Origin of the sequence: Streptomyces sp. NPDC048590 (genome assembly GCF_043199535.1) — a bacterium.
Taxonomy (GTDB): domain Bacteria; phylum Actinomycetota; class Actinomycetes; order Streptomycetales; family Streptomycetaceae; genus Streptomyces.
Window position 1 is genome coordinate 263046 of record NZ_JBICWC010000010.1, and the last position, 20463, is coordinate 283508.

A 20463-nucleotide genomic window follows, 5' to 3' on the forward strand; every position below is an offset into this window, starting at 1 on the left:
TGCGGCCTCGGACCCCACTTGCGCGGGCGTTGCGGCCTCCCACGACTGCGACCTGGGACAGCCGCCGGGAGGCCCGAGCGCCTGGCGGTTGTCGGCGAATTCTGTCTCTTCCGGAGGGCGGGAGCAGGGTGCTGACCGCTCGGCGGCCAAGGCCCGTTCGTAGATGCAGATCTCCCCCTTCCGATGCCGCACGGGACCCGCATCCCGTGCGGTCTTTCTGCGTTCCCGGGCGCTGCGGCCCGGCGTCCGTCTCTGCACAGCCTGACGAAGTGCCCGCTCATCGTGTGGCCGCGGTCACGTTCACGACAACGCCCCGCAAGGTCAAGAACGAGTAAAATCGTTCTGCTTGCTGATCCGCGTTCACATCCCTGATCGAGAAAACCTTGACCGGGAGCCCGGGCAAGCGGTTCAATCCCGGAAGTCCCCTTCCCGCACGGGACCCCGCTGAACGGCCTTACTGACGAAGTGCGTTCCCGTTCACAAGGCGGACCCCTGGAGGGGGCACATGAACAGTCTCGACTGGGCCGTGCTCATCGGATACTTCGGTGTGATGGTCGCGATCGGAATCTGGTCGCACAAGCGCGTGGACAATGTCAGCGACTTCTTCACCGCCGGCGGCAAGATGCCGTGGTGGCTGTCGGGCATCTCGCACCACATGTCCGGTTACAGCGCGGTGATGTTCACCGGTTACGCGGGCATCGCGTACCAGTACGGGGTCACGTCCTTCGTGACCTGGTCGCTGCCGATCGCGATCGGCATCGGCATCGGCGCCAAACTCTTCGCGCCCCGGCTCAACCGGCTGCGCTCGCGGCTGCACGTCGCATCGCCGCTCGAATACCTCAAGAACCGCTACAACATCCCGACCCAGCAGGCCCTCGCCTGGTCCGGGCTGCTGCTGAAGATCGTGGACGTCGGCGCGAAGTGGGCGGCCATCGCCACCCTGCTCTCCGTCTTCACCGGCGTCACCCTGACCCAGGGCATCTTCATCACGGGCGCGATCACCGCCGTCTACTGCACGGTCGGCGGGCTGTGGGCCGACGCGCTCACCGAGCTGGGGCAGTTCATCATCCAGCTCTTCGCCGGTCTCGCGATGCTGTTCATCGCGATGAACGAGCTGGGCGGCTTCAGCTCGCTGTGGACGGTCTGGGACAAGCTCCCCGAGGGGCACACCAGCCCGACGGCCGGCCCGTACACGGTGACCTTCCTGCTCGCGTACCTCTTCATCAAGACCTTCGAGTACAACGGCGGCATGTGGAACCAGGCCCAGCGCTACATGGCCACGGACTCCGCACGCTCCGCGACCCGCTCGGCCCGGCTCTCGGCCGTGCTCTGGCTGGTCTGGCCCGTGGTGCTCTTCTTCCCGATGTGGGTCGCCCCGCTGCTCGTCGAGGCGAAGAAGCCCGACGCCTCGGACTCCTACGCGCTGATGACCGAGCAACTGCTGCCGCACGGGCTGCTGGGCCTCGTAGTCGTCGGGTTCTTCTCCCACACGATGGCGATGTGCTCCTCCGACGCCAACGCCATCTCCGCCGTCTTCACCCGCGACATCGCACCCGTCCTCTCCAAGTCCGCCCGCAACTGGAGCAACCGCAGCGGCCTCCTGGCCGCGCGACTGTCCACGCTGGCCTTCCTGGCCCTGTCGATGGGGCTGGCGACCCAGATCAACTCGCCGACGTTCAAGGACATCATCTCGGTCGTCATCAAGTGGGTCGCCGGTCTGATGGGGCCGATCGCCATCCCGTTCATGCTGGGTCTGCTGCGCAGGTTCCGGCGTTCCGGCCCGACGGCGGCGCTCACCAGCTGGGCGGCGGGGCTGCTGGCCTTCTACTTCACCAACTACAACTTCGACGGTTCGGTGAAGACGACCGTCGCCCTGCAGTACCAGGTGGCGCTGCCGCTCGCGATCTCGCTGGTCCTCTACATCGTCATCGGCTTCATCAAGCCCGAGGACACCCCGGAGCGCGACGCGCTGATCGAGCAGATCAACACGGACGACGAGGGACCGGCCGGCGGAGCGGCGGCCGCGGCCGTGCCCACGCAGAAGCCGGCTCCGGGCAGCACGGGAGTCCCGGAGGGCGCGAGGGACTGACCTCGCCCCCACGAGCGGGGCACGGACAGGACACGGCGGTGGGCGGGCGCGGCGGCGTCCGCCCACCGCTGCGTTCCGCCCTCCGTCCGGCCGGTCCGGTCAGCCCCGCGGCGGTCCGGTCAGCCCCGCGGGTAGCGGGCCAGCCAGCCGGGAGCGGCCGCCGCGGGGCTGTGCAGGGCGGGGCCCTGGGTCATCTCCATCGCGAAGTCGTCGGAGATCTCGAGGAGGGTCGAGCGCCCCTCCACCTCGGCCAGCCAGGCCGGGGGCAGCGCGGTCTCCCCGTGCAGCGCCCCGAGGAGGGCCCCGCACACCGCTCCGGTGGCCGACGAGGGCCCCGAGTGGTTCACGGCGAGCCGCAGTCCGTGGCGTACGTCCTCGCCCACCAGGGCGCAGTACAGGGCGACGGCGAGCACCTCCTCGGCGGAGTCCGTGTCGCCCAATGCCTCGATGAGGGCGGGCCCGGGGATCCCCTGCCGTACGGAACCGAGGGCCTGCCGCAGCGCGTCGGTGACCTGCTCGTTGCCCGGACGGTCGGCGATCAGGGCCAGCGCGTGCTGCACCGAGCCGTCGAGGGTCTCCCCGCGCGTCAGCCCGTGCACCATGAGCGCGAAGGCGCCGGCCGCGAGCTGGGCGGTGGCGTGGCCGTGCGTGTGGGCCGCGCACTCCACGGCCAGCTGGAGGACGAGCTGGGGCTCCCAGCCGACGAGCAGCCCGAACGGCGCGGAACGGGTGAGCGCGGCGGAGTCCCGCGCCGCGGGGTTCTTGGGCACGGCGAGGGTGCCCATGGTCTCGTCCCCGAAGCCGACGAGGCACTCCCGGGTGGGGGCGCGGCGGGTGTACAGCCACTCCTCCCGGGCGAGCCATCCGTTGTCCTCGCGGCGTTCGTCCGGTCCCCAGGCACTCTGGGTGGCCGCCCACCGCAGATGGGCCCGGTACACGTCGGTGGGTGGATGCCAGGCGCCGGTGTCCTTGCGCACCTGCGCCCGTATGAGCCCGTCGACGGTGAAGAGGGTGAGCTGGGTGACCGCGGTGACGGCGCCGCGTCTGCCGTGCGCGGGGACGAAGTCGCTCACGCCGTCCACGCCGTGTGCCGCCCGGATGGCCTCCAGGGTGAGCGCCGAGACCCCTGCCCCGAGCGCGTCCCCCGTCGCCCCGCCGAGCAGCGCCCCCCGGACCCGGCTACGGAAGTCCTGCTGCTGGACACGGCCCCAGACCGCGGTGGTTCCTGTGGTCACCGTGCCCCCATTTCCTCCGGCCTCCGGTGCGGCTGCGCAAGCAGCGTAATCGAACGGGGACGGGGGGCTCGTAGCAGGAACGCTATGTACGGACTAGCGCTCCTGAGCACTTTTGAACGCCATTCCTCACGTTTTCACGGACCGTTTACAAGAAGTGCCGGGGCCGGAATTCCGGCCCCGGCACACCGCGGGCCGGGCGGACCGTCAGCCGAACTGGCCGGGCTTGTACTCCCCGGCCGGCTGCCGGGTGATGACGTTCAGCCGGTTGTAGGCGTTGATGACGGAGATGAGGGCGACGAGGGCGAGGAGCTGGTCCTCGTCGTAGTGCTCGGCGGCCCGCGCCCAGGCCTCGTCCGTGACCCCGCCCGCCGCGTCGGCGATGCGGGTGCCCTGCTCGGTCAGCTCCAGGGCGGCACGCTCGGCGCCGGTGAAGACCGTGGCCTCCCGCCACGCCGCCACCAGGTGCAGACGGGTCGCGTTCTCCCCGGCCTCGGCCGCTTCCTTGGTGTGCATGTCCAGGCAGAATCCGCAGCCGTTGATCTGGCTGGCGCGGATCTTCACGAGTTCCTGCGTGGCCATCGGCAGGGCGGAGTCGGTGACCGCTTTTCCGGCCGAATTGATGTGCTTCAGGAACTTGGCCGCGAACTGGCTTCCGAAGACGTTGACCCGTGCTTCCATGATGGCTCCTCTGCGTCGCTTCCCGACCGGGTACACCCTTCAGACCGACGGGCCCGGCCGGATGTGACAGGACCCGATGTGATCCGGGTCTCACCCGGCACCCCCGTCAGACGCCGGCCGGCAGGGCCGGGTAGTCGGTGTAGCCCTTCGCCCCGCCGACGTACATCAGGTACGCGTCCCGGACCTGGTTCACCGGCGCGCCGGTACGCATCCGCCGGATCAGGTCGGGGTTGGCGAGGAAGGGCCGGCCGAGCGCGATCACATCGGCCCCGGCGGCCAGCAGCCGCTCGCCGTGGGCGAGCCCGCCGTCCCGGGGGATGTGGTCCTTCGGCAGCACCGGGTTGGCGACCAGCGTGCCCGGCCAGTCCTGCCGGATCCGCCGGAAGACGGGGTCCTCGGGGTCGGCGTACGTCACGTGGAGGTAGGCGAGGCCGCGCTCGGCCAGGGCCGCGACGAGCGCGGGGTAGATCTCCTCGGTGTCCCCCTCGTGGAGGCTGTTGACCGTGACGCGGGGCGAGATCCTGAGGCCCACCCGCTCGGCGCCGATCTCGGCCGCGACGGCTTCGACGACCTCCACCACGAAGCGGATCCGGTTGGCCACGGAGCCGCCGTAGGCGTCCGTGCGCCGGTTGGTGCCCTCCGCCAGGAACTGGTGGAGCAGATGGCCGTTGGCGCTGTGCACCTCGACCCCTTCGAAGCCGGCGTCCCGCGCGTTGCGGGCCGCGGCGGCGAAGTCCGCGACGGTGGTCCTGATGTCCTCGGCGGTCATCTCCCGGGGGACGACCGAGGGCCGGCGTCCGGCCGGGGTGTGGATGGTCTCCGGCAGTGCGATCGGGGACGGCGCCACCGGCGTCAGCCCGCTGGTGTCGGGGTGGCCGACCCGGCCTCCGTGCTGGATCTGGAGGAACATCCGGCCGCCCTCCGCCCGTACCGCGTCGGTCACCAGGCGCCAGCCCTCGACCTGGGCGGGGCTGTGGATCGCGGTGATGTTCGGGTACGTCTGCCCCACCGGGTTCGGGGTGGACGCCTCGGCGATGATCAGCGCCGCGGAGGCGCGCTGGGCGTAGTACGTGGCCATGAGCGGCGTCGGCACCCCCTCCGGCGTGGCCCGGTTCCTGGTCAGCGGGGCCATCACGAGACGGTGGGGAAGGGTGAGCGGGCCGAGGGCGACGGGCTCGAAGAGTTCCGGCGTGGAAGTGGCTGTGTTCGTCATGCCGGAACCGTAAGAATTGACACCGGTGTGAGGTTCAAGTCCCGGAGGCGAGGAATTCATGCGGATCGGCGAACTGGCCCGGCGTACGGGCGTGAGCGAACGCTCCCTGCGTTACTACGAGACCCAGGGGATCCTGACGGCCGACCGCACCCCCGGCGGCCACCGCGACTACCCGGAGGGCGCGGTCGACCGCGTCATCCGCATCCAGGAGTTCTACGCCGCCGGACTCTGCAGCTCGAAGATCGCCGAACTGCTGCCCTGCGTCAGGGACGAGGACGGGGGACCCTCCGCGATCGCCACACCGCGCCTGGTGGGCGACCTCTCCGTGGAACGCGACCGCATCGACCGGCAGATCGAGGAACTGCGCCGCTCCAGGGACGTGCTGGACGAGGTGATCGCGACGGCGTCCGGGCAGCCGGCGAGCAGCGGCTGACGGCATCCGGGCGCCCCACGAGCACCGGCTGACGCCGCCCGGGCACCCCGCGCACCGGCTGACGCCGCCCCGCCCCGCGCCCCCGTCGGGGTGCGGGGCGGGCCCGGCTCAGCTCTCCAGCACCGGCAGCAGCTCCGGCAGGTGCCCGTCCGAGGCCGCCGCCGCGGTGATCCGTTCCTCCGGGACCTCGCCGTACAGCGTGGTGCGCGGCTTCGCCGGGCGGCCTGCCAGATCGGCGATGGCGACGAGGTCCTGGACGGAGCGGTAGGAACCGTAACTCGATCCGGCCATACGGGAGATGGTCTCCTCCATCAGCGTCCCGCCGAGGTCGTTGGCGCCCGAGCGCAGCATCTCGGCCGCGCCTTCCGCGCCCAGCTTCACCCAGCTGGTCTGGATGTTGGTGATGTGCGGATGGAGCAGCAGACGGGCCATCGCCGTGACCGCCCTGTTGTCCCGGTCGGTGGGGCCGGGGCGGGCGATGCCCGCCAGGTAGACCGGGGCGTTGGTGTGGATGAAGGGGAGCGTGACGAACTCCGTGAAGCCGCCGGTCTCCTGCTGGAGCCGGGCCAGCGTCCTGAGGTGTCCGAGCCAGTGGCGGGGCTGGTCCACATGGCCGTACATCATGGTGGACGAGGAGCGCAGGCCCGTCTCGTGCGCCGTCCTGATGACCTCCAGCCAGGTCGCGGTCGGCAGCTTCCCCTTGGTGAGGACCCAGCGGACCTCGTCGTCCAGGATCTCCGCGGCCGTTCCCGGGATGGAGCCGAGCCCTGCCTCCTTGGCGGCGGTCAGCCAGTCACGGATGGACATGCCGGTGCGGGTGGCGCCGTTGACCACCTCCATCGGCGAGAAGGCGTGGACGTGCATCCCGGGGACGCGCTCCTTCACCGCCTTCGCGATGTCGAAGTACGCCGTGCCGGGGAGGTCCGGGTGGATGCCGCCCTGCATGCAGACCTCGACCGCGCCCACGTCCCACGCCTGGGCCGCCCGGTCGGCGACCTGGTCCAGGGAGAGGGTGTAGGCGTCGGCGTCCGTGCGGCGCTGGGCGAAGGCGCAGAAGCGGCAGCCGGTGTAGCAGACGTTGGTGAAGTTGATGTTCCTGGTGACGATGTAGGTGACGTCGTCGCCCACGACATCACGGCGCAGTGTGTCCGCGATCCGGCACAGCTCGTCCAGGGCCGGGCCGTCGGCGTGGAGCAGGGCGAGCGCCTGGTCGTCGGTGAGCTTGGCGGGGTCGTCGGCCGCCTGCCCGAGGGCCTGGCGTACGTCGGTGTCGATCCTGGAGGGGACCATGCCGGGTGCCGCGGCCTCGCGCAGGGCTGCCCAGTCCCCGTAGACCTCGTCGAAGTCGTCGCGCCGGTCGCCGGTGCGGCCCTGGGTGTCGATGGTGCGGTGCAGGTCGGTACGGCCCGAGGCGTTGAAGCCCTCGTCGGGCTCCTGCCAGGGGATCCCCGCGGGGATCGCGCCTTCCTTCGCCAGGCCCGTCTCCGGGTCGGCGAGCGCACGGACGTGCGGGAGGAGGCGCGGGTCGAGCCACGGTTCGCCCCGCTGGATGAACTCCGGGTAGATGGTGAGGCGTTCGCGCAGCTGGAAGCCGGACTCGGCGGTCCGGGAGGCGAGTTCGTCGATGTGCGGCCAGGGGCGTTCGGGGTTCACATGGTCCGGGGTGAGCGGCGAGACCCCGCCCCAGTCGTCGATGCCCGCGCCGATGAGCAGGGCGTACTCGGCGTCCACGAGGTTCGGCGGCGCCTGGATGCGGGCCGAGGGGCCGAGGATGTGGCGAGCCACGGCGATCGCGGCCGCCAGCTCCTCCAGTTCGGCGTCCGGCATCCCGCGCATCGCGGTGTCGGGCTTGGCCCGGAAGTTCTGGACGATGACTTCCTGGATGCCGTGATAGGCGCGGGCCGTCCTGCGCAGTTCGAAGAGCGAGTCGGCGCGCTCCTCGTACGACTCGCCGATCCCGATCAGGATGCCGGTGGTGAACGGCACGTTGGACCGGCCGGCGTCCTCCAGGACCCGCAGCCGGACGGCCGGTTCCTTGTCCGGGGAACCGTGGTGGGGGCCGCCCTTCTCCGACCAGAGCCGGGTCGCCGTGGTCTCCAGCATCATGCCCATGGACGGGGCGACCGGCTTCAGCCGCTGCAGGTCCGTCCACGTCATCACGCCCGGGTTCAGGTGCGGCAGCAGCCCCGTCTCCTCCAGCACCCGGACCGCCATCGCCCGGACGTAGGCCAGGGTGTCGTCGTACCCCTCGGCCTCCAGCCACTCACGCGCCTCGGGCCAGCGGTCCTCGGGCCGGTCCCCCAGGGTGAACAGGGCTTCCTTGCAGCCCATTTCCGCACCTTCGCGGGCGATCGCGAGCACCTCGTCAGGGGAGAGGAACATCCCGTGGCCCGCCCTGCGGAGCTTCCCCGGCACGGTGACGAAGGTGCAGTAGTGGCAGGTGTCCCGGCAGAGCCTGGTCAGCGGGATGAAGACCTTGCGCGAGTACGTGATCACTCCGGGCCGCCCGGCGGCCTCCAGCCCCGCGTCCCGCACCCTGGCGGCGGAGGCGGCCAGATCGGTCAGGTCGTCCCCCCGCGCCTGGAGCAGGACGGCGGCCTCGGCCACGTCGAGGGCGACGCCGTCGCGCGCCCGCCGCAGGGCACGCCGCATGGCGTTGGTCGTGGGGCGCTGAGGATCGGTCATGATCCGAGCATACGAGCGCCCCCCTCATGCCGGACCAGGGCCTCCGCCGCTCGTGACCGTGTGATCACCGCTGGCGCCTTGGCCGTTATGTCCCTCTTGCCCCGTAGGCTCGGGGAGGTGATGGAAACGATCGTGTTCGACATCGGAGAGACCCTCGTCCGCGACGACCGCCACTGGGCCTCCTGGGCCGACTGGCTCGGCGTCCCGCCGCACACCGTCAGCGCGCTGGTCGGCGCCGCGGTCGCCCAGGGCCGCGACTCCACCGACGCGCTGCGCATCCTGCGCCCCGGTATGGACGTTGCCGAGGCCTACCACGCGCGGGTCGCCGCGGCCCGGGGCGAGTACCTCGACGAGACCGACCTGTACCCCGATGTCCGGCCGGCCCTCGCGGAGCTGCGGGCCATCGGGATGCGGGTCGTCGTGGCCGGTGACAGGACGGCGCGGGCAGGGGAGTTGCTGCGGGCCCTGGACCTGCCGGCGGACCTGGTCGTCACCTCGGAGGAGTGGGGCGTCACCAAACCGGACGGGGAGTTCTTCGCCCGGGTGCTGGAGGTGTCGGGCGCCTCCCCGGAGACGACCGTGTACGTGGGTGACCACCCGGCCGACGACCTCTTCCCGGCGAGTTCGGCGGGGCTGCGCACGGCGCACATCCGCCGTGGTCCGTACGGTCATTGGTGGGCGGACCACCCGGACGTCATGGAGACGGCCGACTGGCGGGTGAGCTCCCTGACCGAGCTTCCCGCCCTGCTGGGCGGTCCCCGCGCGGCCCGGCGGAAGCCGTACGCGCCGCCCCTCCCGCAGGCCGGCGCGGACGGGCCGACCGTGCTCCCCGGTCAGTCCTCGGCCCCGGGAGCCACGGAGGACGCGCCGGAACCGGGGGCGGAGACCGCACCGTCCGGCCCGGCACGCCCCGCCCTGCCCGAGGCACCGGCGGGCGGCATCGGGGAGCGCCCGTGACCGTCGTGTGATCACCGCCCCGTACCCTCCATCCGCCGGGGTTTCCACGGCACATGAGGGATACGGGGGCGGGACATGACGTACGGACGGGCGGCGGCACCGGTGGTGGCCGGAGGGCTGCTGCTGACACTGCTGCTGTGGTGGGCCGGGGCGAGCGTGAACGCGCTGCATCTCCAGGGGACGGCCGACGTCCTCGGCGGCCGGGTCGCCGCCGACCTCCAGCACTGGCTCTCCCCCTGGTCGTTCGACCTGCCGGACGCGGTGCGCTGGGGCACGGGCTCGGTGGACGGCTCGGGAAGCCCGGCGGGGACGAACGGTTCGCGCTATCTCTCCCTGTACGAGACGGCGATGCAGATCCGGCTCACCACCGTGTTCGCGTTCTTCGTACCCGGCGCGCTGCTCCTCGTCCGCAGGCTGCCGCCGGTGAAGGGCCGGACACCGGCGACGCTGCTGGCCGTCTGGGCCTGGGGCATGGTCGCCGGGACCCTGGCGGTCACCGTGTCCGCGCCGTGGCTCATCGCCGCGCGGGGCCGGGGCAGTTTCCGCTTCCTGCCGCAGCTGGCGGGCGAGATGACCGCCGGCCGGCAGATCCTGGCGCTGACCTCCCTGCTCGCGGCCGGCGTGACCGTCCTGGTCGCCCGGGTCACCGTCAAGGGGGCGGGTGAGCTGCCACGGGCGAGCGTCCCGGCGGGTGTCTCCAGGCTTTCGGCGACGGTCGGCACCTGCGTGGTCGCCCTGTCACTGGTCGTCCTCTCGTACCAGTCGGTCGCCGCCGAGATCCAGGGCGTCCGGCTCTCCGGAGGGGTGCTGTCCGAGCCCGGTGACCTGCTGCGCCAGTGGCTCCTGCTCGGCGGCTGGGCCGGACCCGCGGGGACTCCCATCGACCGGTGGCTGCTGCGGCGGGCCGCCGACGCCCTGCTGCTCCTCGTCGTGTGGTTCGCGCTGCGGTGGCTGCCCACCCTGCTGACACGGGCCTCGGTCCCGGCCATGGCCGCCGGTGCGGTCTGCGCGACCGTCGTCGGCCTGCTGGCGAGCCAGCTGGCGCAGATCGCCCTGGACGCCGCCGACGCGGGCATGCGGTGGGGGCTGATCCAGATGACGTCGGTCATCGGAACCGGGGTCCCGGCGGCCCTGGTCGTCGGATCGGTGGCCGGCGCCGCGGCGGCGGTGACGCTGCGGCTGACCGCGGTCCGGACGGCCGCGTCCGGGAGCACCGGCACCGGCACCGCCGCGGACACACATCCGGCAGCTCCCGGCGCCTGACGGCCCACCACACGCCGAAGGGTCCGCCCAGGCCCCCTGAGGGGCGCGGGCGGACCCTTCGCGCCGTCTACTTGCCCAGCACCGCCTGCATCACCTTCCGCGCGATGGGCCCACCCAGGCCACCACCCGAGATGTCCGAGCGGGAGATGTCCATCGCGGTCGGGTCGATGAACACCGCGACCGCCACCGAACGGCCGTCGGAGTCCTTGCCGTAGGACACGAACCAGCCGTACGGCACCTCCTTGGTCACGTCGTTGCCGCGCTGCGCCGTTCCCGTCTTGCCGCCCACCGTCACGCCGTCGATCAGGGCACGCCGGGCACTGCCCTCCTTGGCGGTGAACTCCATCATCTCCTGGACCTTCTCCGCGGTCTCCTCGGAGACCGCCTGGCTCATGAGCCGCGGCTCGTGCTGCTCCAGCACGTCGGTGTCCGCGTCCTGGACCTTGTCCACGATGTAGGGCTGCATCAGCTTGCCGTCGTTGGCGAGGGCCGCAGTGACCATCGCCATCTGCATCGGGGTACTGGTGAGACTGCCCTGGCCCATCCCGGTGAGGGCGGTGCCGGGCTTGTCCAGCTCCTGGGGGTACAGGCTCTTCGTGGCGAGCAGGTCGCCGAAGGCGTCGGAGTAGACGTCCTCGTTGAAGCCGAACTTCTCGGCCGTCTCACGCATCCCCTCGTCGCCCACCTTGAGGGCCGCGTCGAGGAAGACGTTGTTGCAGGAGTACTGCATCGCCGTCTTGAACGAGGCCTTGTCGCAGGTCGCGTCCCCCGCCTCGCTGCTGATCGTGCTCGACGACAGCGGCAGCTTGTACGGGGAGCGTGCGTCGGTACGGGCGTTGACGTCGGTGACGACGCCGTGCTCCAGGGCGGCGGCCGCGGTGAGGATCTTGAAGGTGGATCCCGGCGGGAACGTCTCGCGCAGCGGGCGGTTGGCCAGTGGCTTGCCCTTGTCGTCGATCAGCGCCTGGAACTTGTCGCCCTCCTTGAAGGAGTTGCCGGCGAAGACCGAGGGGTCGTACGACGGCGTGGACACCAGGGCGAGCACCTTGCCGGTCGACGGTTCGAGGGCGACGACGGCACCCCGCGCGTCGAGGTCGGAGAGACCCTTGTACGCCGCCTCCTGCGCCTTCGGGACGATGGTGGTCACCACGTCACCGCCGCGCCGCTCCTCACCGGTGAGGATGTCCTTGGCGTGCCGGAAGGCGAAGCGCTCGTCCTGCCCGCTGAGGATGCTGTCGTACGTCTTCTCCAGCAGGGACATGCCCTGTGCCTGCGAGGCGTAGCCGGTGACGGGGGCGTACATCGGGCCCTGTTTGAAGGTGCGCTGGTACTTGAAGTCGGTTCCCTCCACCAACTTCGAGCCGGTGATCGCCTTCCCTCCCACGATGATGTCGCCGCGCGGGGTGGCGAACTGCGTGATCTTCACCCGGCGGTTGTGCTCGTGGGTGGAGAGCTCCTCGCTCTTGGCGAACTGCAGCCAGTTCGTCCTGATCAGCAGAGCCAGCATCAGAAGCCCGCAGAAGATGGCTATGTGGCGCAACGGCCTGTTCATCGTGCTCCCGCTCCCAGGCAGCCGGGCACACACGCACACGGGCCGCACCATTGATGTCCGGAGGTGATGGATGCGATTTTAGCGCCGGTTGGTTGCACCCGGCGATCACAAGGATCGGTCCCCGGCCACAACTCCCGCCGGATCCAGCCGAAAACAGAGAACTTAGGCTACCCTAAGTCGATTCTGTCTCGACGTCCGCGGGAGGGCTTCATGGGTCACGGCTGGGAGGGCGCTGTCCTCAAGCTCTTCAGGGGGCGGGACTTCACGTTCACCGTCACCGGAACGGAACAGGTCACCGATCACTTCCGGCGGGTGACGGTGACCGACGGAGGGCTGCTCGAGGCGACGGGCGGCGCCCATCCGACCATGTGGGTCAGGCTCTGGTTCGAACGCGACGGCAAGCCCCACCAGCGCGGCTACACCCTCGTCGACCCGGACCCGGCCGCCGGGACGTTCGGGCTCGAATTCGCCCTCCACGAGGGCACGGCGAGCGACTGGGCCCGCTCCGCGCGGCCGGGGGACACCATCGACGCGACGCTCCAGGGCACCCGCTTCGCACCGCCCGACCCCCGGCCGGGCCGGCTCTTCGTCATCGGGGACGCGGCCTCACTGCCCGCCGTCAACTCGCTGCTGGACGAGTTCGCCGGTCTGCCGGCGACGATCTGGTGCGAGACCGCCCACACCTCGGACGCGGAGCTGCCGTTCCGGCTGGACCCGGCCCACCACACCCTGCACACCGTCCCGCGCCGCGACGCGGGCGCGCACCTGGTCTCCGAGGTGCGCAACGCCCTGCCCGGCCTGCTCGGCGAGGACCGCTCGGACGCGTACGTCTGGATCGCCTGCGACACGGCGACCACCCGGACCCTGAGCACGTACGTCCGCAAAGAACTGGACTTGCCCAAGGACCGGGTGAACGCGCTGGGTTACTGGCGCGCGAGCTGACGCCTCAGTCGGCGACCACGAAGGCGGGGGTCTCCTTCGTCAGCACCTCGCCGCGGAAGAACGACGGGCTGCGCCGCCTCATGATCTCCATCAGCACCACACCGAGCAGCAGCAGTCCGACGCCGATGACGAAGACCGATCCGACCCCGAGGACCGAGGAGCCGGAGCCGTAGGCCGGGTCCCACATGTCGTAGAGGGTCTTGCCGAAGACCGCCGTGAGGAGGATGCCGCCGAGCGCCGGGAAGAGGCCCTTGAAGACGAGGTCGCGGGCGGACCGGGTGAGCTCCTCGCGGAAGTACCGGACGCAGGCGAAGGCGGTCAGCGCGTAGTAGAAGCAGATCATCAGGCCGAGGGCGTAGATGGTGTCGACGAGGACGTGCTCACTGACCAGCGTCATCACGGTGTAGAACGCGCCGGTCGCGACACCCGCCACCACCGTGGCGCGGCCCGGCGTCCGGAAGCGGGGGTGGACGCGGGCGTAGGAGGCGGGCAGCGCCTCGTACGAGGCCATCGCCAGGACCGTGCGGGCCACCGGGATGAAGGTGGTCTGCAGGCTCGCGGCGGCGGAGGCCAGGACCGCGAGGAAGAGCAGGATGCCGAGGCCGGGGCCCATCACCGGACCGGCCAGGGCGGCGAAGACGTTGTCGGAGGTGTCGGGGTTGGCGAGACCCAGCCCCGACGAGCCGGAGCCGACGACCATCTGGGCGGCGATGCCCGTGGCGAGGTAGGACCCGACCAGGACGACCATGGCGATGAGGGCGGCCCGTCCCGGGGTGCGCTCGCTGCCGGTGGTCTCCTCGTTGGCGGTGAGACAGGTGTCCCAGCCCCAGAACATGAAGATCGACAGGGACAGCCCGGCCGTGAAGGCGGCGAAGGACTGCACGGCGAAGGGATTCAGCCAGGACCAGGAGAAGTCCGCCGAGGTGCCGGCGAACTCACCGCTGCCGGCCTTCTGCACGGCCATCACCACGAAGACCGCGAGGACCACGAGCTGGAGGGCCACGAGCGTGTACTGGAGTCCCTTGGTGGCCGTCATCCCCCGGTAGCTGATCGCGGTCGCGACGGCGATCAGGAGGAGGCAGGTGACGATGTGCACCGGCTTGCTGTCGTCCAGGGCGGCGACCGAGTCGCTCCCGGTCACCTCACCCGCCAGCAGCCAGAAGTACGAGGTGGCGACGCCCGCGAGGTTCGACAGGACGATGATCGTGGCGATCACCAGCCCCCAGCCGCACATCCAGCCCAGGCGCGGCCCGAAGGCCTTGACCGTCCAGGTGAACGAAGTGCCGCAGTCCGGCACCGCCTTGTTGAGCTCGCGGTACGCGAAGGCGACCAGCAGCATCGGCAGGAACCCGGCGAGGAACACGGCGGGCATCTGCAGCCCGACCTCCCCGGCGGTGGAGCCGAGGGTCGACGTCAGGCAGTACACCGGGGCGACCGTGGAGATGCCGAGGACGGCGCTCCCGAGCAGGCCGACGGAGTTCCCGCCGAGGCCCTTCTCGCGTACGCCGCCCTCGCCCGGGCCGCTTCCCGGTACCGCGTCTTGGGCCCGAGGCCGCGTGTCCAGCTCACTCATGGGGAGGACGCTATGTGCTGCGATTTCCATATCCGGAAGATGAGACTCCCTTGTCTCACCCTTAACTCATGCCACCCAGAACGCAATTGAACCAAGACATTGAAGGTTTACCGTAAACAGCACCTTGCAATCAACGACCGTCCGCGCGGCCCCAAGTCGTACGGGAACCGCACCACTGTCCAATTTGTCATGGTTCAAAATTTTCCCGCGCCGGTGTCCACAGCACGGCCGCGGCCCGGGTCACCTGCGGTAGAGCTCCTCGATCTCCGCGTCGAAGTCACGGGTGATCGCGTCCCTCTTCAGCTTGAGCGAGGGGGTGAGGTGGCCGCTCTCCTCGGTGAAGTCACCCGTCAGAACGGTGAACTTCCGGATGGACTCGGCGCGCGAGACCAACCGGTTGGCCTCGTCCACCGCGCGCTGCAGAGCGGCCAGCAGCTCCTCGTCCCGGACGAGGTCACGCATGGGGACGCCCTCCTTCTTCCGCATCCGGCGCCAGTGGGCGAGGCCGTCCGGCTCCAGGGTGATCAGGGCGCTGACGAAGGACCGGTTGTCCCCGACCACCATGCACTGGCTGACCAGCGGGTGGGCGCGCAGCCAGTCCTCCAGCGGGGCGGGGATGACGTTCTTGCCCCCGGACGTGATGATGATGTCCTTCTTGCGGCCGGTGATCGTGAGGTAGCCGTCCTCGTCCAGCGCGCCCAGGTCACCCGTCGGGAACCAGCCGTCGCCCGGGTACGGCACGGTCTCGCCGCGCGAGGTGTCCCAGTAGCCGCGGAACACCTGCCCGCCGCTCAGCAGGACCTCCCCGTCGTCCGCGATGCGTACGGCCGTGCCTGGCAGGGGCCAGCCCACCGTGCCGAGGCGGGGCTTGAGGGGCGGGGTCACCGTGGCGGCCGCGGTCGTCTCGGTGAGGCCGTACCCCTCGAAGATCTGGATGCCGGCTCCGGCGTAGAAGGCGGCGAGCCGACGGCCCAGCGGGGAGCCCCCGCAGATCGCGTACCTGACGTGCCCGCCCAGGGCGGCGCGTATGCGCCGGTAGACCAGCGGGTCGTACAGGGCGCGGGCCGCGCGGAGCCCGAGGCCGGGCCCGGGGCCGGTGCCGTGTTCGGCGGCCTCGACGGCCTCGCCGTAGCGCTGCGCGATACGGGCCGCGCGGTCGAAGGAGGAGGCCCTGCCCATCTTCTCCGCGGTGGCGCGTCCGGTGTTGAAGACCTTCTCCAGGACGTACGGGATGGCCAGCAGGAACGACGGCTTGAAGCCGGCCAGGTCGGCGAGGAGGTCCTCGGTCCGGATCGACGGGGCGTGCCCCAGCCGCACCCGTGCCCGCAGGCAGCCGATGGCCACCATCCGGCCGAACACATGGGAGAGGGGCAGGAAGAGCAGCGTGGAGGCCGGGTACTTCGACACCGATTTGAAGACCGGGTGGAGCAGCTCGATCGCGTTGTCGACCTCGGCGAAGAAGTTCCCGTGGGTCAGGACGCAGCCCTTCGGCCTGCCCGTGGTGCCCGAGGTGTAGATGAGGGTGGCGGGACTGTCCGGCCCCAGCGCCGACCGCCGGGCGGTGACCGCCGCGTCGGGGACGTCCTTGCCGATGGCCTTCAGCCGGCCGATCGCACCCGTGTCGAACTGCCAGAGATGCGTGAGGTCCCCGAGCTGTTGCCGCTCCTGACTGACCAGCCGGCCCTGCTCCTTCGACTCGACGGCGCAGGCGACCGCTCCGGAGTCCTGGAGGATCCAGCGCGTCTGGAAGGCCGAGGAGGTGGGGTAGACGGGCACGGTGACCAGGCCCGCCGCCCAGGCGGCGAAGTCGAGGAGAGTCCACTCGTACGTCGTACGGGCCATGATCGCGAGCCGGTCCCCGCTCTGCAGCCCCTCCGCCACCAGGCCCTTGGCGACGGCCTGGACCTCCGCGGCGAACTCGGCGGCGGTGACGTCCTGCCAGCCGCCGTCGGGCCGCTTGCGGCTGAGGACCGCCTCGGACGGTGCCTGGAGGGCGTTGTCGTAGGGGATCTCGGCGAGCGAACCGCTGCGCACCCCCGGAGCGAGCGGCGGTACGGAGACCTCACGCACGGTGCCGTCGGCCCCCCTCACCTTGGTCGGCTCGACGAGTACGGGGACGGCGGGCGCGGCGGATTCGGCGGTGGGGGCGGGCGTGGACACGAGCGGCTCCTCGACATGGGGTCCGGCGCCGGACCCTTCCCTGGGGTCCGGCGCGGGGCGGCTGCTGGATGCGCGGGGTCGTTCACGTACGGATGGGCGGGCCGGCGGTGGTGGTGCGCCGGTGTGTCGGAGGCGCGGGGGTCAGGGGCGTTCGAGGATCGCGGTCACTCCCTGTCCGCCGGCGGCGCAGACCGAGATCAGGCCGCGGCCGGGCTCGCCCCGCTCCGCGAGGAGCTTGGCCAGGGTCGCGACGATCCGGGCGCCGGTCGCGGCGAAGGGGTGCCCGGTGGCGAGGGACGACCCGGCCACGTTGAGCTTCTCCCGGTCGACGGGTGCGAGCCCCTGCTTCTCCCAGGAGGCGAGCGTGGCCAGCACCTGGGAGGCGAAGGCCTCGTGGATCTCGAACAGGTCGAAGTCCCCGACGGTCAGCCCGGCCCGCTCCAGCATCCGCGGCACGGCGTACGCGGGAGCCATCAGCAGCCCGTCCTCGCCGCCGACGTAGTCCACGGCGGCCGTCTCGTACAGCGAGAGATACGCCAGCGGTTCCAGGCCGTGCGCCTCGGCCCACTCCTCGCTCGCCAGCAGCACCGTCGCGGCGCCGTCGGTGAGGGGGGTCGAATTGCCCGCCGTCATCGTCGCTTCGGGGTGCGAGGCGCCGAACACCGGCTTCAGGGTGGCGAGTTTCTCCACCGTGGAGCCGGGGCGCAGATTCTGGTCGCGGTCCAGGCCGAGGTACGGGACGACCAGGTCGTCCAGGAAGCCGCGGTCGTAGGCGGCGGCGAGCCGCTGATGGCTGGTGGCCGCCAGGAGGTCCTGGTCCTCGCGGGTCACGCCCCACTTCCTGGCCGTCACCGCCGCGTGCTCGCCCATCGAGAGCCCGGTGCGGGGCTCGGCGTTGCGCGGGATGTCCGGCACGAGGTGGCCCGGGCGGATCGCGGCCAGCGCCCTGATCCGGGCGCCCGCCGACTTCGCGCGGCGGGCCTCCAGCAGGATCCTGCGCAGCCGGTCGTTGACCCCGAGCGGGGCGTCGCTCGTGGTGTCCGCGCCGCCCGCGATCGCCGAGTCGACGGCGCCGAGCGCGATCTTGTTGGCCGCGGCGATGACGGCCTGAAGCCCGGTGCCGCAGGCCTGCTGGATGTCGTAGGCCGGGGTGCGGTGATCCAGGCCGCTGCCGAGGACCGTCTCCCGGGCGAGGTTGAAGTCCCGGCTGTGCTTGAGGACCGCACCGGCGACGAACTCGCCCACCTGCTGCCCCCGCAGGCCGAAACGCCCGACGAGCCCGTCCAGCGCGGCGGTCAGCATGTCCTGGTTCGACGCCTGCGCGTAGGGGCCGTCGGAGCGGGCGAACGGGATGCGACTGCCGCCGATGACCGCGACCCGGCGCGGCTGCGGAAGTGCGAGGGGAATCAACTCGACCAACTCATCTCGACAACTCCTGACCCTTGAGTAACCTTACTCCGGAGTAAATCTACGACCGAGCAGGAGTCCAGACAATGGCCGACCGCTATCTGCACTTCACCAGCACGGCATCCGGCCGATTCCTGACCCGCAGGCTCGGGCTGCCCCAGCCCGCACCACTGCGCCGGTGGACCCTGGAGACCCCTTCCCTCGAAGGGCCGCTGCTCCACCTCACCGCCGGGGAATCCGCCCACCGGGACTCGCTCGGGCCGGTACTCGCCGCGACAGGACTGGAGGTCACCGACCGGGCCGAGCGTCCGGCCGCGATCGTCCTGGACGCCACCGGTGTCACCACCGCGGCCGGGCTCTCCGGGGTGCACGCGGCACTGCACCCCGTCGTACGGTCGCTCGCCCCGGGCGGCCGCGTCGTGGTGCTCGGCACGACGCCCTCGCCGGACGACCACCACCAGGCGGCAGCGCAGCAGGCCCTGGAGGGCTTCGTGCGCTCGCTCGGCAAGGAGATCGGCAAGGGCGCGACCGTGCAGCTGCTGCGGCTCGCCCCCGGGGCCGGCGCCGGCAGCGCCGAGTCCACCCTCCGCTTCCTGCTGTCCCCGCGCTCCGCGTACATCAGCGGCCAGGTCGTCGAACTCACCGCCGGTGAGCCCGGGGAGGTGGCCGACTGGGACGTGCCGCTGGCCGGGCGCACCGCGCTGGTCACCGGCGCGGCACGGGGCATCGGCGCGTCGGTCGCCTCCGTCCTGGCCAGGGACGGCGCCCAGGTGTTCTGCCTGGACGTCCCGCAGGCCGAGGAGGAGCTCTCCCGTACGGCGGCCCGCCTCGGTGCCACCGCCCTGCCTCTGGACATCACCGCCCCCGACGCGGCGGAGCTGATCGCGACGGCCGTCCCCGGCGGCCTCGACGTACTCGTCCACAACGCGGGGATCACCCGTGACCGCAGGCTGGCCAACATGGCCGCCGACCGCTGGTCCTCGGTCATCGACGTCAACCTGGACAGTGTCCTGCGCACCACGGACGCCCTGCTGGAGGCGGGCGCGGTGAACCGCGGCGGCCGGATCGTCGCCACCGCCTCCATCGCCGGGATCGCGGGCAACAACGGCCAGACCAACTACGCGGCCAGCAAGGCGGGGATCATCGGCCTGGTCCGCTCTCTGGCGCCGCGCGCCGCCGCCGAGCACGGGGTCACCGTCAACGCCGTCGCCCCAGGTTTCATCGAGACGAAGATGACGGCCGCCGTGCCCCTGTTCATCCGGGAGGCCGGCCGCCGGATGAACTCGCTGTCCCAGGGAGGCCTGCCCGTCGACGTCGCCGAGACCACCGCCTGGTTCGCCCAGCCCGCCTCCGGCGCGGTCAACGGCCAGGTCGTGCGGGTCTGCGGCCAGAGCCTGCTGGGGGCGTGAGCGTCATGACCAGCCTGAGCCTCTCGCTCGCTCGCGGGGCACTCACCTCGCCCTTCAAGCGGGCCGGCCGCCCTGGCGCGACGCTGCCCGCCCGGCACGAGGTGCTCCCGGCCCACCGGATCGCGCCGGGCCCTCTCGCCGCCTACCGCGAGGTCTGCGGATTCAGCGGTACGAGCACTCTGCCGCTCACCTATCCCCATGTGCTGGGCTTTCCGCTCGCCATGCGTCTCATGACCGCACGCGACTTCCCGCTGCCGGTGCTCGGACTCGTCCACACCTGGATCGAGATCACCGCGCACCGCGGGACGCGGCCGACGGACGAACTCGAACTCACCGTGTACGCGGCCGGGCTGAACCCCCATCGCCGGGGCACCGAGGTCACCATGGTGACCGAGGCCCGGAACGCCGGGGAGCTGGTCTGGGAGTCCCGCAGCGGGTACCTCGCCCGGCACCGGACAGAGGCCGACGCCCGGGGAGGGCCTTCCGGAGCCGGGGACCGCACGGCCCCCTCCTCGGCCCCCGGGCTGCCCGCCGTGACCGAGTGGCGGCTGCCCAGCGACCTCGGACGGCGTTACGGCGCCGCCTCCGGCGACCGCAACCCGATCCACCTCCACCCGCTGACGGCGCGGCTGTTCGGCTTCCCCCGGCACATCGCCCACGGCATGTGGACCGTCGCCCGCTGCCTCGCCGAGGCCGGGCACGGGCCCGGCGGTACGAGCGGAATCCGTTCCGTACGCGCCGACTTCAGGGCGCCGGTCCTGCTGCCCTCCACCGTCACCTACGCGGCCGGGGGCACCGCCTTCGAGGTACGCGGGGGCGAGCGCGTCCATCTCACGGGGATCGTGACGTTCCGGAGCTGAGGGACGC

Annotated in this window: 15 protein-coding genes; 7 read left to right on the forward strand and 8 right to left on the reverse strand. The window is 71.5% G+C overall.

Annotated features, from left to right (window positions below; translation table 11 throughout):
- Positions 1-505 precede the first annotated feature (505 nt).
- Complete coding sequence (locus ACGFNN_RS27940; protein WP_393559945.1) at positions 506-2089, forward strand: sodium:solute symporter family protein; 1584 nt, start codon at positions 506-508, stop codon at positions 2087-2089.
- A gap of 119 nt (positions 2090-2208) precedes the next feature.
- Here ACGFNN_RS27940 and ACGFNN_RS27945 read toward each other — a convergent pair whose 3' ends face one another.
- The 3 genes from ACGFNN_RS27945 to ACGFNN_RS27955 form a co-directional block, all read right to left on the reverse strand.
- Positions 2209-3324 (reverse strand): ADP-ribosylglycohydrolase family protein, encoded by a 1116-nt coding sequence (locus tag ACGFNN_RS27945; RefSeq protein ID WP_393559947.1) that lies wholly within the window; start codon positions 3322-3324, stop codon positions 2209-2211.
- Positions 3325-3528: 204 nt separating this feature from the next.
- A complete protein-coding gene (locus tag ACGFNN_RS27950) occupies positions 3529-4002 on the reverse strand; it encodes a carboxymuconolactone decarboxylase family protein (RefSeq protein WP_393559949.1) in 474 nt (157 codons plus the stop codon).
- Positions 4003-4108: 106 nt separating this feature from the next.
- Positions 4109-5215, reverse strand: a complete 1107-nt coding sequence (locus ACGFNN_RS27955; RefSeq protein WP_393559950.1) for an alkene reductase — start codon at positions 5213-5215, stop codon at positions 4109-4111.
- A 58-nt stretch (positions 5216-5273) separates the two neighbouring features.
- Between ACGFNN_RS27955 and ACGFNN_RS27960 the strand changes: the two genes are divergently transcribed.
- Entirely contained in the window at positions 5274-5648 is a 375-nt protein-coding gene (locus ACGFNN_RS27960; RefSeq protein ID WP_362540169.1) for a MerR family transcriptional regulator, read from the forward strand.
- Positions 5649-5756: 108 nt separating this feature from the next.
- On the opposite strand, the gene ACGFNN_RS27965 is transcribed toward ACGFNN_RS27960, so the two are convergent.
- Positions 5757-8333 (reverse strand): bifunctional FO biosynthesis protein CofGH, encoded by a 2577-nt coding sequence (locus ACGFNN_RS27965; RefSeq protein ID WP_393559952.1) that lies wholly within the window; start codon positions 8331-8333, stop codon positions 5757-5759.
- Positions 8334-8453: 120 nt separating this feature from the next.
- On the opposite strand from ACGFNN_RS27965, the gene ACGFNN_RS27970 reads away from it, so the two are divergent.
- Positions 8454-9290 carry an HAD family hydrolase gene (locus tag ACGFNN_RS27970; protein WP_393560128.1) on the forward strand — a complete coding sequence of 279 codons (837 nt, stop codon included), beginning with the start codon at positions 8454-8456 and terminating at the stop codon, positions 9288-9290.
- Positions 9291-9365: 75 nt separating this feature from the next.
- Entirely contained in the window at positions 9366-10553 is a 1188-nt protein-coding gene (locus ACGFNN_RS27975) for a hypothetical protein (protein ID WP_393559954.1), read from the forward strand.
- A gap of 67 nt (positions 10554-10620) precedes the next feature.
- On the opposite strand, the gene ACGFNN_RS27980 is transcribed toward ACGFNN_RS27975, so the two are convergent.
- Positions 10621-12105, reverse strand: coding sequence for a peptidoglycan D,D-transpeptidase FtsI family protein (locus tag ACGFNN_RS27980; protein WP_393559956.1), 1485 nt, complete (start codon positions 12103-12105; stop codon positions 10621-10623).
- A 210-nt stretch (positions 12106-12315) separates the two neighbouring features.
- Between ACGFNN_RS27980 and ACGFNN_RS27985 the strand changes: the two genes are divergently transcribed.
- The gene (locus ACGFNN_RS27985; protein WP_393559958.1) at positions 12316-13047 is read left to right on the forward strand and encodes a siderophore-interacting protein; all 732 of its coding nucleotides are present in this window, start codon (positions 12316-12318) and stop codon (positions 13045-13047) included.
- A 4-nt stretch (positions 13048-13051) separates the two neighbouring features.
- Here ACGFNN_RS27985 and ACGFNN_RS27990 read toward each other — a convergent pair whose 3' ends face one another.
- From ACGFNN_RS27990 to ACGFNN_RS28000, 3 genes are all read right to left on the reverse strand, one after another.
- On the reverse strand, positions 13052-14620 hold the full coding sequence (locus ACGFNN_RS27990) for an APC family permease (protein WP_393559959.1): 1569 nt from the start codon (positions 14618-14620) through the stop codon (positions 13052-13054).
- 240 nt (positions 14621-14860) lie between these two features.
- Positions 14861-16780: an AMP-dependent synthetase/ligase gene (locus ACGFNN_RS27995; protein ID WP_393559961.1), complete on the reverse strand. Its 1920-nt coding sequence runs from the start codon at positions 16778-16780 to the stop codon at positions 14861-14863.
- A gap of 141 nt (positions 16781-16921) precedes the next feature.
- A complete protein-coding gene (locus ACGFNN_RS28000) occupies positions 16922-18199 on the reverse strand; it encodes an acetyl-CoA C-acetyltransferase (RefSeq protein WP_393559963.1) in 1278 nt (425 codons plus the stop codon).
- A 74-nt stretch (positions 18200-18273) separates the two neighbouring features.
- Here ACGFNN_RS28000 and ACGFNN_RS28005 point away from each other — a divergent pair, with 74 nt between their 5' ends.
- Together ACGFNN_RS28005 and ACGFNN_RS28010 are read left to right on the forward strand one after the other, a co-directional pair.
- Entirely contained in the window at positions 18274-19596 is a 1323-nt protein-coding gene (locus ACGFNN_RS28005) for a 3-oxoacyl-ACP reductase (protein WP_393559965.1), read from the forward strand.
- 5 nt (positions 19597-19601) lie between these two features.
- On the forward strand, positions 19602-20456 hold the full coding sequence (locus ACGFNN_RS28010; protein WP_393559967.1) for a MaoC/PaaZ C-terminal domain-containing protein: 855 nt from the start codon (positions 19602-19604) through the stop codon (positions 20454-20456).
- Positions 20457-20463 lie beyond the last annotated feature (7 nt).